We start from the raw sequence: 14,106 nt of genomic DNA on the forward strand, positions 1-14,106 counted from the left end.
GCGGCATGCTCGATCGACCACCCCCGCCCTAGCCGTCGCCCGCGTCGATCACGTCGCCCTCGTCGGTGACCTCGAACAGGCGATCGCGGCGGCCGCCGTTGGCGCGCACCTGCGCCGGGGTGCCGGCCTCGTGCGTGAAGTCGAGCACGATGGTGTGGCCGAAGGGTGTCTGCACGGCGGCCAGGCCCTCGTGCGGCATGAACTCGTCGGACGCCAGCAGCAACGCGGCGAGGTCGGCGTCCCAGCGGCCCATGAGCGTCTGCCAGCGGCGCCAGCCCTCGACCTTGAGCGCGTCGTCGACGCGGGACAGCAGTCGATCCGACTGGATCTCCACCTGTCGCTCCGTGGTGGTGTCGACGCGGATCTCTGTCACCAGGCGCTGGCTGCCGTCGGCGGCCCACGTCAGCTGCGAGAAGCCGTCGAGCAGCGTCGAGTCGCCGCGCAGCGGCTCGTAGTAGATCGAGGCCAGCAGGCCGTGGCCGTCCGGCCGCGTGTACACCACCCGCATCGTCCCGCTGAGTCCGATCCCGGCGTAGGGGCACGGCGTGTCCTTGCTGCCGAACCAGATCCGCAGCGCCACCGCTCCGGGGCGGCTGATCGCCGCGCACGGCGTCACCATGGCCACGCCGGCCGCGACGGTGTCGGCGATGTCGGTGAGCTCGTCGTCGGGATCGACGGTGCCGACCAGGGCGACCACCGCGTTCTCGATCGCCATCGCGCGGCCCTGGTCGACCACCTCGACCACGGTCTGGCGCATCTCGACCGTGCTCGCGGGCTCGGGCGTGCACGCGAGCAGCGCGGCCGAGGCGGACAATGCGGGCGCGGCGGGGATGCGCACGGGCCGATCTTGCCCGCGGTGGCCCCGGCCGGCAAGCTCGCCCGCCGTCCGTCCGGCGATTGCCTCGTCGGGCCGGCCCTGCAACAGTATCCCCACGCCATGGCCTCTCGCGTCACAGCCCTGCTCGCAACGCTCGCGCTCCTGTCTGTCCCGGCGAGCGCGGCCGCGGGGGTCCAGGCCCCGCCCTCGCCGCACGTCAGCAGCAGCGGCAGCGCCGAGCTGGCGCCGATGCCCGCGACCGCGCCGATCCAGGGCAACCCGCCCGATCTCACCCAGCCGGCCAGCGTCCCGGCCTGGCAGCCGCCCGAGGCCGGCGTCGCCACCCCCGCGGTGCCCGCCGCGACCGGGCCTTCGGGACCTGCTCCGGAGAACATGTCCCCAAAGCCAGACAAGGCCAAGGGCGAGCCGAAGCGCGGGCCGCTGTGGACCGAGGGCCAGCCGCTGATCGTCCGCGGCTCGAAGGTCGGCGCCTACATCGCCCCCACGTTCAAGCTGACCGGCTTCGGACGCTCGCCCGGACTGATGCTCGGCGCCGACTTCGCGGTCATCGTCAACGAGCGCTTCATGTTCGGCGCCGCCGGCACGGCCCTCGCCACCCCGCTCCCGGCCCAGCGGACCGACGACCGCACCTTCAACATGCGGACCCAGTACGCCGGCATCACGCTGGCCGTCGCGTTGCTGCAGGTCCGATTCTTTTCGCTCCAAATCGGCGCCCTCATCGGCGGTGGACGGGTCTGCCTCAACGACGAGCGGCTCGACCGCTGCGTCAATCGAGCCGCGATGTTCGTCGCCGAACCCGAGCTCGGCCTGTCGTTCGCGCTGACTCGCGTGCTGCGGCTGGTGCTCTCCGGCGGCTATCGCTTCGCCGTCGCCCAGCCGTGGAGCGGCCCGAGCGACCGCATTCTCAGCGGTTTGACCGGCACTCTCGGCCTGCGCCTCGGCAAGTTCTGACAGCGGCGACAGCGTTCGATCGATCGTTCGCTCGCTCGAACGCTCGAACAACTGGCCGCGGACAGCCGTACGCGGAGATGGCGATGAAGACGGGCTTGCTGGGCTCGCGACGGCGAGTATCGTAGAGCCGTGGAGTTGGTCGTGTCGTCTGAACTCGAGGCCCAGCGATCGGTCGCGCCGGAGCGTGCGCCCGTCGGCTCGGCGCGCGAGCAGGCCTTCGTCGATCTCACGCGCCTGGCCGCCACGCTGCTGGGCGCCCCGATCGTCCTCCTCGCCCTCGCCGACGACGGGTCTTCGCGCTTCGAGGCGGGCGTCGGCCTCGACGTCGCCGACGCGGCGCACTACCTGTCCTTTTGTACATCCGTGCTCGAGCGCGTCGAGCCGCTCGAGCACGGCGATCTCGCCGGCGATCCGCGGTTCGCCGCGCACCCGCTGGTGGCCGCCGGCCCGCGCCTGCGCGCCCTCGCGGCCGCCCCCTTGCCCGGCGAGGGCGGCCGGGCGCTCGGCGTCCTGTGCGTCCTCGACGTCGTCCCGCGCCGCTTCGGCGAGGATCAGCGGCGCGGCCTGCAGGCCCTGGCGCGCCAGGCGGCGGCGCGCCTCGAGCTCGATCGCCGCGAGCGCGAGCTCGCCGAGCAACGGGCCGACCTCGCCCGCGCGCGAGACGAGGCCGTCACCTTCGCCCGCGCCAAGGACGTCTTCCTCGCCAACATGGGCCACGAGCTGCGCACCCCGCTGAACGCGATCCTCGGCTGCGCCGAGCTGCTGCGCGAGGAGGCCACCGCCGCCGGCCTCGGCCGCCTGCTGCCCGACATCCAGACGGTCGATCGCTCGGGTCGCCACCTCGTCGCCGTCATCGACGACATCCTCGACCTCGCGCGCCTCGACGCCGGCGTCCCGCAGCTGCGGCGCGAGCCGGTCGCCGTCGCGCCGCTGGCCGAGGAGATGGAGGCTGCCGTGCGCTCGCAGCTGCGCGGCAAGCCGCTGCGCTGGCGGCTGGCGCTCGAGTCTGGCCTCGGGGACATCACGACCGACGCGACCAAGCTGCGCCAGATCTTGCTCAACCTGCTCAGCAACGCGATCAAGTTCACCGCCCGCGGCGAGGTCGAGCTGGCGGTACGGGTGGCCCGCGAGGGCGACCGCGAGTTCCTCGCCTTCCGCGTCGCCGACACCGGCATCGGCATCGCCGCCGACAAGCTGTCGCTGCTGTTCCGCGAGTTCTCGCAGGTCCACGACCCGCGCCACGGCTACGGCGGCACCGGCCTCGGCCTCGCCATCAGCCGCCGCTTCGCCCGCCTGCTCGGCGGCGACATCCTGGTCGACAGCGAGCTGGGCCGCGGCTCCCGCTTCACCCTGCTCCTGCCGCGCGGCGAATCGCCGCACGAAGCGCCGCCGCGCCGCGACTGATCACCGTGCGGGGGGCATGCCCGAACGGACATGCTCGATGCGGCATGTCGCAGTGGACATGTCCGTTTGTGCATGCCCTTCGTTCGCCGCTCGCGGCTCTGTCCCGACCGCACGCGGCAACGTTCGCCGGCGCGTCGGCGGTCCGGCCTAGAAGCGGCCCTGCAGCAGCAGCCCGCCCATGGTCGGCAGGACGCGGACGCGGGCGCGCTGGCTCGTCTCCCACTCGGCAGTGGCCCGCTTGCCCTGGGCGAACGCCACCGCGCCGCCGATGATGAGGCCGAGGCCGACGACGCCCACCGCCATCATCCCGAACGCCACCCCGTTGGCGCGCACGCCGTCGGCCTTGAGGTCCTCGCGCTTGCCGCGGAGGCCGTCGCAGATCATCGTGTCGGCGTCCGGCCCGTCATCCATCGGCGAGAGGCCGCAGCCGCCCATCTCGAGCTGGTCGTAGACCCCGCCCTCACCGTTGAGCTGGTCGTGCAGCCTGGCGCCCTTGCTGGCGAACGCGGCGCTCACCGCCACGCCGACCACCGTCAGCGCACCACCGCCGCTCATCAGCCCGATGCCGAGCATCCGGCGCGACTTGCCGGGGTCGACCGGCTCGGGCGCGGGCGGCGGCGGCTCGGGCTCGGGCTCGACCTCGGGCGGCCGGATCCGCTCGATCTCGGCGTCGATCTCGGCCAGCACCGGCTTCACCTCTTCCGGGTCCGCGCCGAGCGTCGGGTCCTTCTCGATCGCGTCGACGTACTCGACCAGCGCAGTCTTGGCCGCGTGCAGCAGCTCGGGCTGCTGCTCGGCGTCGTAGAGCCGCTTGTACGCCAACCCGATGTTGTAGAGGATCAGCGGGTTCTTCGAGCACTTGTGGGCCGCCTCGAACTTCTCGATCGCGGCCTTGGTGAACTTCTGATCGTAGTCCTTGAGGCCCTCTTCGTAGAGGGCGCTCGGGTTGCGGCAGTTGGACGCGGGCTTGTCCTTGGGTCCGGCAACGGGACTCACGGCGAAGTTGGCCGCGAGCACGAGGTGGAGCGTGAGCCGCAACATCGGGCGCGAGGCAGACCCATACCACGGATCTTCGAGCGGCGGCGGGGTTCGACCGGCCGGCCCGCCCGCGCGCGAAAATCCCTGCGCGCCGCGCCGCCCAATCTCGCGTCCGTCCGTGGTCGACGCGCGCTGGCCGGGCTCCGGCGATCGCGTTACTGTCGCTCGCGTGTTGCGAGATCTGCTGCGCAAGGCGCAATCGATCGCGGAGAAGCACCTCCCCGAGGGTGTCCGTGAGACCAGCCGCAAGCTCATCGAGCAGGTGCAGGAGCGCGCCGCGGCGCTCGGGGGGCGCAGCGAGGCCCGCCCCGAGCCGCCTGCCGACGAGGCCGCTCTGCAAGATGAACCATTGGACAGGTCCGATCCGATCGTCGTCGTCGTGTTCGGCTACCCCGGCGACGCCGCCACCGATCGCGTGTGCGCCGTGTTCACCGCCGAGGGCGCCCCGTTCCGGCGCATGAACCTGCACGATCAGCCGCAGGCCGCCCGCCAGATCGCCGGCGTCACCGGCGTGATGGCCCCGCCCTACGTCTACGTCCGCGGCCGCTTCTGGGGCGGCGAGGGCGAGATCGACGGCCTGCGCGCGCTCGGAGAGCTGCACACGGTGGTCGCCGGCGACCTCGCCGGGCTCAGCGACGAGGCGCGGCGGATCGGCAAGCTGCGCGAAGAGTTCGACGACGGCCTCTCTGCAGAGAACATCGTTTTCCGACTCCGCCGCGGCCACATCCTCACCCTCGACGACCTCGACTGCTGGTTCGAGCCAGGTCCCGAGGGACAGGGCCGATTGTTCTACGAAGGCGCCCCTCGCCCCGCCGACGAGCTCGAGCAGGTCGCGGCCGAGATCGCCGCTCGCCACGCCGCCGGCGACCTGCGCGCGGTCTGGCGCTTCGAGCCCGCAGTGTCGATCTGACAGCGAGTCTCTGCGACGCCCCGCGGCGGCAGTGCATGGAGCTGCGGCCGCGCGAACCCTGATGAAGCGGTAAGCGGCGCAAGTCGGATTGCGGAGAGAGGAGCCCTCGCGGCCGCATTGCCGCCTCGAGGTGGCAGATACGGATGAGCCGAGGTCTGCGAGCACGCGGATGTCGAATCGCGGTCGCGCCGCGAGACTCGCGACATTCGCGACTTCGGTCGCCTGTCCCATGGTCCGAAGGACTCGCCTCGAACCGCGCCCCCCCGGAGGCCCACGAGACCCGGTCCTCGACGATTTTTCGCCCCGGCGGACGCAAAAAAAGAAGGGCCGCGAGAGCGGCCCTTCTTTTTGTCAGGCGAGTCGGTCGGCTCAGCCGCCGGTGGTGGTCGTCTCGCCGCCGGTCGACATCATCGTGTCGGTGCCGGTCATGCCTGCGTCTTCGGACAGGTCACCGCACTGCGAGAGCAGGCGCGGCGCCACGTCCACGCCCCACACGCCGTTGCAGTACTGGCCGTGGGTCGGCCACACCTTGTTGTTCGCGTCCTTGAACAGGGTGTTCTCCGGGTCGAACGCGAACTTGCACAGGTCGCACGAGTCGCCGATGCCGTCGAAGTCCTGGTCGCGCTGCGGCAGCGTGCACATGAACTTGTACAGCTCGTTCGCGTTGCCGTTGATGGTCGGGCTGTCGAGCGAGAGCGGCTGACCGGCCTCGGCGCAGCCCGGCGGCAGGTTGACAACGCCCGGGATGTCCCGGACCTTCTGGGTCAGCGGACGGCACTTGTCGGGGCCCTCGCCGCCGCAGTCGGCCTTGAGCGGGACGAACAGCGGGGGCTTGGGCGGCTCGGAGCCGTCCATCGCCATCGACCACGCCTCGCGGGCGGCCTGGTACTCCATCATCAGGCGCTCGACCTCTTCGCGCTCGAGCGGCATGCCGTCGGGCATGAGGCGCGGGGCGTCGAGCGTGTCGGTCGGGAACACGGTGGTGCAGCACATGCCCGACGGCGCGATCTTGTCGTAGAAGGCGATCGGCCGCGCGTCCGGGTTCTCGAAGCACTCGTTGTTGGTCTCGCAGTTGAAGCCGACGAAGTCGCCGTCGAGGTCGTTCTCCTCCGACATACCCATCTGGATCTGCTGCGGGTTCTTGTCGAACGGGCAGGTGTCGCAGATGTCGCCGACGTCGTCGCCGTCGAAGTCCGAGTGGTTGCTGCAGAACCCGGCCGCGCAGGTCACGTCCTCGCCACCGCAGTCGGCGTCCTCGGTGCAAGCCTTGACGCGCTGGCGCGGGCACCGGTCGTCGCCGTTGGCGACGCCGTCCTGGTCGAAGTCGTCCTCGAGCCCGAAGCCGACCGGACCGGCCGCGCCCTGGCCGGGCATCGTGATCAGGTCGGCGCACGCGTCACCGATGAAGGGAGCATCGTCGTTGTCGACCTGGCACTGGCTGTCGTTGCTGAACGGGACCGGGTCGCCGATGCTCGCCGCGGTCTGGTTGGGCCCGTCGCCGAAGTCGCCGCAGTTCGCCACGGTGATGCAGTTGTCGCAGACGTCGCCGATGCCGTCGCGGTCGAAGTCGGAGTTGTCCGGGATGTTGCGGACCTTCATCTTCTCCGACGCCGAGGCCATCGCCGCGTTCTTGTTGTACGTGTCGACCGGGCGCGTGCAGAAGTCGCACTCGTTGCCGATGCCGTCCTTGTCGGTGTCGGCGGCCGTGTTCAGGGTCGCCACCGTCGGGCACAGGTCGACGTCGTCGCCCGCCTCGTCCCCGTCGCTGTTGAGCTGCGCGGGGTTGAAGACGTCGGGCGCGTTGTCGCAGGAGAACGGGAAGCCGTCGAGGTCGAGGTCCTCCTTGCACTTCGGCGAGTCGATCTCGAAGTCGTACCAGAAGTCGGGCTTGGCGGCCTTGCCGCCCTTGCCCACGTTCCCTTCCTTGTCGACCTTCGGCATGCTGAGCACGAGCGGCATGCCGCACGCGTCCCAGAACGCGCCCGCGTAGTCGGCCGGGCGGTTCTTCATCGCCTCGTACACGTCCTCGCCGTCGGCGAGCGTGAGGCCGGGGACCTTGAAGCGGTAGCGGACCGGGTTGTCGCTGGTGTTCGGCTGCAGGATGGCGCCGAACTCCTTGGCGTCGATCTCGACGCGCACCGACCCGATCTCCTGATCGCGGACGTTGACCGACAGGCACGGGACGCTGCCGTTACCCGCCTCGAGGTCGTCGGCGGTCTTGGCACAGCCGGGGCCGCCGGCGATGAGCTTGCCCTCGACCGGCTCGTCGTCCGTGCCGCCGAGCTCGATGATCTGGAGCTTCTCCAGGTTCGACGGGCTCATGTCGTACTTGTTCGAGAACCGCAGCTCGAAGTCGTCGCACGCGCCGATGCGCAGGTTGTTGGTCGGGAAGCCGCTGCCCGGGATGACGTGGAAGTCGGGCGTGTGGATGACGTAGGTCGACTTGCCGGACAGCGTGTTGCCGACCTTGTCGCGGATGTACTGCAGCACCTTGCCCTGCTCGGGCTCGCTGAACACGATCTTGTAGGTCGAGCTCGAGCACATCGCGCGGTCGAAGTTCTCGAAGCTCTCGATCAGCCCGTTGTCGTTGGCGCGCCAGCCGTCCTTGATGTTGAGCGCCCCTGCCCCCTTGCCCCGATCCTCCGAGCAAGCCTCGGGGAGGCTCCGCGGCATCGAGCCGAGGTCGGCCGGCAGGAACAGCACGCCCTTGATGGCCGGGTCGTAGATCACGCCGCCGTTCTTCGAGATGAACTTGAGCGCGTACTGGCCCTTCTTGTCGTCGCGGATCGGCTTGCTGGGGTCGCCATCCTCGCGGCACAGCGACGTGACCAGGTCGGCGCAACCGGTCGCCGGCTCGTCCTCGCAGAGGCAGTTGCGGGCGGTGCTCGGCAGCGTCTCCTTGCGGTCGTAGCGGCCGATCGCCTTCACACCGGGCTGGTAGAACGGGTCGCACTCCGCCGGGAGGTTGCCCCCGCTGAGCTCGGCGCGGCAGCCCTCGACCGCGGAGATGGTGCCGCTGATGTCGGCGTCGGCGAAGGCGAAGCGGCGGCCCTTGGCGTTGTTCGCCGACTCCGACTTGGTGTTGGTGCAGGCGCCGTCAGTGCAGATCGGGTACGGGACCTCGGTCTGGAAGCAGGCGGCGACGCCGGCGCCGCTCCAGCGCTTGTCGACGCAGTAGCCCTGCGCGCCGGTGGTGATCGACTCGGCGCGGCACTCGACGAACCACTCGGCGCGGCAGACCTTGTTCTCGCACTCAGGGTCGCTGCCGCTGCACGCGGCGCCGTCCTTGGTGCCGACGCAGTTCATGCCCGGGAGGTTCGGCGACGGCTTGGCCGCGCAGTCCTCGTCGGAGTCGCACGGGACCGTCATCTGCTCGAGGCCCGCCGGGCGATTGTCGGGGTGGGTCTCGCGCAGCTTGTCCTGCAGCGGCAAGCTGAACGTCTGCTCGCCCTCGCCGCCCCACGCGTACGAGAACTTCCGGACCTCCTCGGTGCGGTTCACGTGCGGGATGAAGTCGGCGCACTGGGCGAACTTGTCGCCCATCAGGTCGCACTTGATCGCGTTGCCGGCGTTCGGGCTGCGGTACTGATCGCGGCTCGGCTCCTCGTCCGCGGCGACCGGCGCCGTCACGCCGTACTTGGCGATGTTGACCGCCAGCTCGAAGTCACACGTCTCGCAGCAGGTGTCGACGCCGTCCTGCGGGGTCGTGCACGACTGCCCGCGGCGCGCGTCGGTCTCGCCGGTGTAGGTCTTGACGTCCTGGTCCATCCGCATCTTGAGCGGGATGGTCTTCTTCGACTCCGCGTCGGCGAACAGGCCGTCGCAGGTGTTGTCGTCGACGTTGTTGTAGTCGAAGCCCTGGCCCTGCTTCGACAGGTTGTCGATACACGCGAGGTTGACGAGGCGCGACACGTGGTCGGGCTGGGTCTGCGTACCCGGGCGATAGTCGCCGTTGTAGCGGGTGATCGGGCCCTCGAGGTGGACGATGCGCGTCTTCCAGTCGTAGACCTCGAACAGCTGCGGGTTGGCCGGCGACTTGCGGACGAGCTCGACCGACTGCGGATCCAGCAGGTTGTTGAAGATGAACTGCAGGCCGTCGTTGACGATCAGCGGCGAGACCTTGCACCACTCCTGGGCGCCACGCGGGGCCTCCATCGCCTCGTCGGTCTCGATACAGGGGATGACTCTCTCGACGAAGTAGTTCCCGTTCTTGATCTCGCCGGGACACTCGGGGCCCTCGCACTCGGGGCCGAGCAGCTTCACGACCTTGCCGGCGTAGTTCACACCCGCGACGGTCTCGAGGATCAGGTTCTCGGGGTCACAGACGCCGCAGTCGGGGTCGGAGACGCAGCCGCTCAGCGCGGTCGAGGCGCCGAACAGGGCGAGCGTGGCCAGAGCCCAGACGCCGGAGCCGGCGTCACCGCGGTGGATCGGGCGCGACAAGCGGGGAATGCTTCGGAGGAGGTAGTTACGCATGGCGTCGGTCCTGCTCATCGAGTCGGTTAGGTTTTCTGCCGCAGGGTGTCCGGAGTCGGCTTGTCCTTGTTCTTCATGATGCCGAGCACGTCGGCGCCGGAGTGCTTGGCGATGTCGAGCACCTCGACCGCGACCCCGTAGACGGCATCGTCGTCGAAGTTGACGAAGATGACCTTCTTGTCGCGGAACTTGAGCTGGTTCTCCAGCGTGTCCTTGAGGTTCGACTTCTCGACCGGCGTCCGGTTGAGCGTGATGGCCCCGTCCTTCGTCAGGCCGATGACGAGGTTCTCACTCTCGGGCTGCGGCTTCTGCCGCGTCTTGCTCTCGGGCGGCACCTTGACCGAGAGCTCGGGCACGTTCTTCGGCAACATCACCATGAAGATGATGAGCAGCACGAGGCAGACGTCGACGAGAGGGGTGACGTTGATATCGCTCTGGGCTCCCTTTTTGGAGCCGCCTGCTGACATGCTCATGGTGCGATCCTTCGCGGCCGCCGGGGGCTCGCGCTGGTTGTTAGCCTACCGCCGTTTGAAACGGAGGTATAGGAAAAACGCAAGCGGCGCGCCTCGGGGAGGGGCGCGCCGCGGGGTTTGGGCGGGGTTTGGTTCGGACGAAGTTCGGACGCGGGAGGTCGGTGATGTGAAAGTCAGTGACGCAGCGAACAGCGCGGGGGTCGGTGGAGCGAGCGCCTGGAGAGCGTCGCGGGCGGCCCGGCCGCCCGCCCGGCCGCAGCATCACGGACGATCAGGTCGGGGGTCCAGACTGGTTGGCGACCTCGACCACGAGGGCGACGTCCTGCATCTGGGCGTTGGACGCAGTGATCCACTCCATGACCGTCTTCACCCGGCCCCATTGAGTGCCCTTGTCGCCTTTGACGAACAGGATCGGGCCCTTGTAGTCGTTGGCCAGCGCCTTGCCCGAGGCGATCTTGAGGTCCTCCTCGAGGCGAGCGAGGAACGGCTCCTTCTCCGTGTACATGTCCGTCTCGACCCAGGCGCCGTCGTCGTTGACCGAGACGAACACCTGGTCGCCCTCCTTGTGCATCGTCGCGGTGGTCAGCGTCGGCAGCTTGACCGCGACGCCGCGGCCGAGCATCGGCGTGACCACCATGAAGATGATGAGCAACACCAGGCAGACGTCGACCAACGGGGTGACGTTGATGTCGCTGTTGGCCTGCGCCGGCTGGATGCCGTGGTCGCTCTTGTACGCGACGTGCCGGCGGTGCTTGCCACCCTTACCGCCACGGCGCGGGCTCGTGGAGGCGGACATCAGGGGTAGCGCCCTTCCTTGAGGACGAAGTCGATCAGCTCCGACGCCACGTCGTTCATGTCGATCTGGAAGCCCTCGACCCGCGCGTTGAAGGAGTTGAACATCACGACCGCCGGGATGGCGACGAGGAGGCCCACGGCGGTGGCGACGAGGGCCTCGGAGATCCCGCCCGCGACCGACGACAGACCGCCGCCACCGTCGGACGAGATGCCCTGGAACGAGTTGATGATGCCGACCACGGTGCCGAGGAGGCCGACGAACGGCGCGGTCGTGCCGACCGTCGCCAGCGAGGTCAGGCCGCGCTTGAGGTTGGCCGTCTCACGCTCCTTGGCGCGCTCGAGCTGACGGTTGACCGCGTCGACGAGGTCGAAGTCGCCGACGTCCTCGGGACCCTCCTCGTTGAGGGCTTCCATGCCCTTGATGTACTCGTTCAGACCGGCGCCCACGACCTTCGCCAGCGGGCTGTCGCCGTGGGTCTGCGCCGCCGTCACGGCCTCTTGCAGCTTGCGCTCCTGCAAGAAGTTGCGCAGCAGCATGATGTACTGGATCGAGTGCCGCCGCGACCGCGAGTAGGCCCGCAGGCGCTCGAGCACGATCGCCAGAGACAGCAGGAACATGAGCAGGAGCAACACCAAGATGACCTTGGCGAAGATGCCCATCTGCTCCCACATGCCTGCGAGGGAGAAGTCCGTTCCGCCGGTGTTGGCGAGTAGCGTGGTGATGTCCATGAGCTCCATGATCGGATGCCTGTCTTCTCGTTGGGGTCGGCTGAGGGCCTGAAGGCCGTGCGGTGGATCAGGCCCAAGGGGCCGTGCAGTGGGTCTTGGGGCCGCGAGGCGAGTTGGAGGCCGCGAGGCCGGAAGTCGGTCGGGTCGCCGCGAGGGCCGGTGCTGAAGCGGACTGGAGGGCCGGGGGGCGCTCAGGCCCGGAGGCCGTGGGACGCTCAGGCCCGGAGGGCCGTGTCATCAGTTGAACTTGATGTTGAAGTCGACCTCGGAGCAAATCTTGGTCGCCTTGCCGCCGACCATGAAGGGCTTGAAGCGCCACTTCTTGACCGTATCGCGGCAGATTTCGTCGACCTTGGGGTCGTTGTGGGGGAACTTCTTCTTGGTCTTCACGTCGGCGGTCTTGCCGTCGACGTCGACGCAGAAGAAGATCGTGACGGTGCCGGGCCGCTTGTCGAACATGCCGGCCTTGGTCGCGGCGAGCTTGTTGGCCTCGGGGTCGGGCTTGTAGATCGCGTTGCCCATGACGACCGCGATCGGCTTCGGCGCCGTCGCCTGGCTCACGTCGCGCTTGGTGGCCACGCCGCCGAGTTGGCCGCCCAGCTGACCGCCCAGCACGCCGCCGAGCACGCCGCCCGGGACACCGCCCGGCACGCCGCCGGGCACACCGCCGGGCACTGCGTTGCTCTTGGCGCCGCCCGCCGACTTCTTCACGTCGGGCACCTTGTCGGGCGTCTCCTTCGGCTGGACGATCTCCTCCGGGACCTCTTCCTCGGGGATCTCCTCCTTCTCCTCTTCCTCCTGCGTCTCCGCGGCCGCCGGCGGCGGGGGCGGAGGCGGAGGCGGCGCGGCCTCCTCGGCGCTCATCTGCACCATCAAGAACTGGACCGTCGGCGGGTCCACCTTGGTGATGTTCATCTTGTTCGCGGCCCAGACGAAGATGATGCCGGAGAAGGTGAGCGTGCCCGACACGACCGAGGCGATAGCGATCCGTCGCTGACGCCTGGGGTCGGACTTTTGGTACGTGAGATAGTGTTCAAACATGGTGCGGTCTCACTGGCCCCGAACGCCCGCGCCAAAGGCGGGCGCTGCGGCTACTTGCTGCCCTGCCCCTTGCCCTTCTTGCCCTTGCCCTTGACCGGCTCCGGTTCGGCGCCGCTCTCGAGCAGCCGGATCTCCTCCTCGATCGCCTTCTTGCGCTCGGCGTCGGACGCCTCTTCTTCGGGGGAGATCGGGCGCGGCGCCAGCATGCAGCACGGACCCTCGGGCACCTTGTCGGTCGGGCACTCGGGCTCGACCTTGATGTCGCAGATCGCCTTCTGCTGCCGCCACGCCGACATGCCGTCCTCGCGCGCGAGGATCATGTTGAGGTTCTCGTTGGCGGTGTTCTGCGTCGGATCGTCGCCGTAGCGCCGCGCCAGCTGCCGCTGGGTGTACGCGATCGATCGATAGATGTACGCCTCGATGAACTTGTGGTCGATCATCGTCGCCTTGTCGAGGAGGGCGATCGCCTCGTTGGCCAGCGCCAGGCGCTCCTCCTCGGACAGGTTGGCGTTGTACTGCACGCCGCTGTCGGGCTCCGGGTACAGCTTCTCGAGCTTGCGGATCGCCAGCGAGAGGTACGCGCGCACGCTGGTCGGGAAGTCGACCGTGCGCTTGACGAACCACTGATCGGCGTCCTTCGTGCGCCCGCACGTGTCGTACTGCTTGGCGATGCGCGTGTACCAGCCCTCTTCCTTCGGCTCCTGGTTGTGCCGCTCGAGGAAGTACGACAGCAGGTCGTCGCAGCGCTCGTCGGCGTCGAACAGCGCGAGCCGGTGGTTGAGGTACACCTCGCGGTCGGCCTCGGTCACTTCGTTGCCGGCGCGGTCGAGCCAGGTCTTGAAGTCAGACAGCGCGAGGTCGGTGTAGACCTTGCGATCGGCGAGCTGGTTCGGATCCTTGATCTTGAGGACGATGCTCTCGGCCGCGCACGCGCGGTTCCAGAACAGCGTGACCAGATCGGGCTCCAGCTTCTCGGCCTCGTTGTACTTCTCGATCGCCTCGCGATACTGACCGTTGGCGTAGAGGTTGTTTCCTTCGCGGATGAAGTCGCGCGCGGCGATCTTGGTGCAGCCGGGCGCCAGGAACAGGGCACACGCGGCAACTGCGGCGAGAATCGGACGCATGGAGAGCGCCAGTGTACAGAGATGTGAGGGGAGTTCAAGACGCCCTGCGGATCCGAGCGCGACCGCGGCGCGACCTCCGACCCTGGCGGCGGGGCCGCAAGCCCACGGCCGCCGTGCGAGACGGTTTGCACGGTCCGGCGTCCGAACCCGGTCCGATCGGGCGGGCCTCGTTCGCCCTAGTCATCCGTCCAGCGCGAGCCGCACCACTCGCCCCGCCGCGGGCCCGCGACGACGTTTTCGGCGCCGTCTCCGATCACCGGCGACGCCCTCCCCTGCCCCGACCCTCCGCGGCTCGGCCCGCGTCCCCCTGGATCGCCCGAGCCCCTT

Annotated in this window: 11 protein-coding genes; 3 read left to right on the forward strand and 8 right to left on the reverse strand. The window is 69.2% G+C overall.

The window, feature by feature from the left end:
- Nucleotides 1-28: 28 nt before the first annotated feature.
- Complete coding sequence (locus O0S08_RS25405; protein ID WP_269041836.1) at nucleotides 29-838, reverse strand: hypothetical protein; 810 nt, start codon at nucleotides 836-838, stop codon at nucleotides 29-31.
- 99 nt (nucleotides 839-937) lie between these two features.
- Between O0S08_RS25405 and O0S08_RS25410 the strand changes: the two genes are divergently transcribed.
- Both O0S08_RS25410 and O0S08_RS25415 read left to right on the forward strand, forming a co-directional pair.
- On the forward strand, nucleotides 938-1,789 hold the full coding sequence (locus O0S08_RS25410; protein ID WP_269041837.1) for a hypothetical protein: 852 nt from the start codon (nucleotides 938-940) through the stop codon (nucleotides 1,787-1,789).
- A 129-nt stretch (nucleotides 1,790-1,918) separates the two neighbouring features.
- Nucleotides 1,919-3,193 (forward strand): GAF domain-containing sensor histidine kinase, encoded by a 1,275-nt coding sequence (locus O0S08_RS25415; RefSeq protein ID WP_269041838.1) that lies wholly within the window; start codon nucleotides 1,919-1,921, stop codon nucleotides 3,191-3,193.
- 147 nt (nucleotides 3,194-3,340) lie between these two features.
- Here O0S08_RS25415 and O0S08_RS25420 read toward each other — a convergent pair whose 3' ends face one another.
- Nucleotides 3,341-4,234 carry a hypothetical protein gene (locus O0S08_RS25420; RefSeq protein WP_269041839.1) on the reverse strand — a complete coding sequence of 298 codons (894 nt, stop codon included), beginning with the start codon at nucleotides 4,232-4,234 and terminating at the stop codon, nucleotides 3,341-3,343.
- Between the two features lie 166 nt (nucleotides 4,235-4,400).
- On the opposite strand from O0S08_RS25420, the gene O0S08_RS25425 reads away from it, so the two are divergent.
- Complete coding sequence (locus tag O0S08_RS25425; RefSeq protein WP_269041840.1) at nucleotides 4,401-5,141, forward strand: hypothetical protein; 741 nt, start codon at nucleotides 4,401-4,403, stop codon at nucleotides 5,139-5,141.
- A gap of 369 nt (nucleotides 5,142-5,510) precedes the next feature.
- Here O0S08_RS25425 and O0S08_RS25430 read toward each other — a convergent pair whose 3' ends face one another.
- From O0S08_RS25430 to O0S08_RS25455, 6 genes are all read right to left on the reverse strand, one after another.
- Nucleotides 5,511-9,584, reverse strand: a complete 4,074-nt coding sequence (locus O0S08_RS25430) for a thrombospondin type 3 repeat-containing protein (protein ID WP_269041841.1) — start codon at nucleotides 9,582-9,584, stop codon at nucleotides 5,511-5,513.
- A 59-nt stretch (nucleotides 9,585-9,643) separates the two neighbouring features.
- A complete protein-coding gene (locus O0S08_RS25435) occupies nucleotides 9,644-10,090 on the reverse strand; it encodes an ExbD/TolR family protein (protein ID WP_269041842.1) in 447 nt (148 codons plus the stop codon).
- A 271-nt stretch (nucleotides 10,091-10,361) separates the two neighbouring features.
- Nucleotides 10,362-10,886 (reverse strand): ExbD/TolR family protein, encoded by a 525-nt coding sequence (locus O0S08_RS25440; protein WP_269041843.1) that lies wholly within the window; start codon nucleotides 10,884-10,886, stop codon nucleotides 10,362-10,364.
- Nucleotides 10,886-11,614, reverse strand: coding sequence for a MotA/TolQ/ExbB proton channel family protein (locus O0S08_RS25445; RefSeq protein ID WP_269041844.1), 729 nt, complete (start codon nucleotides 11,612-11,614; stop codon nucleotides 10,886-10,888). The genes O0S08_RS25440 and O0S08_RS25445 overlap by 1 nt, the downstream gene beginning before the upstream one ends.
- Nucleotides 11,615-11,851: 237 nt before the next feature.
- The gene (locus O0S08_RS25450; protein ID WP_269041845.1) at nucleotides 11,852-12,583 is read right to left on the reverse strand and encodes an energy transducer TonB; all 732 of its coding nucleotides are present in this window, start codon (nucleotides 12,581-12,583) and stop codon (nucleotides 11,852-11,854) included.
- 122 nt (nucleotides 12,584-12,705) lie between these two features.
- Nucleotides 12,706-13,779, reverse strand: a complete 1,074-nt coding sequence (locus O0S08_RS25455; RefSeq protein ID WP_269041846.1) for a tetratricopeptide repeat protein — start codon at nucleotides 13,777-13,779, stop codon at nucleotides 12,706-12,708.
- Nucleotides 13,780-14,106 lie beyond the last annotated feature (327 nt).

This window comes from Nannocystis punicea, assembly GCF_026965555.1.
Lineage (GTDB): Bacteria > Myxococcota_A > Polyangia > Nannocystales > Nannocystaceae > Nannocystis > Nannocystis punicea.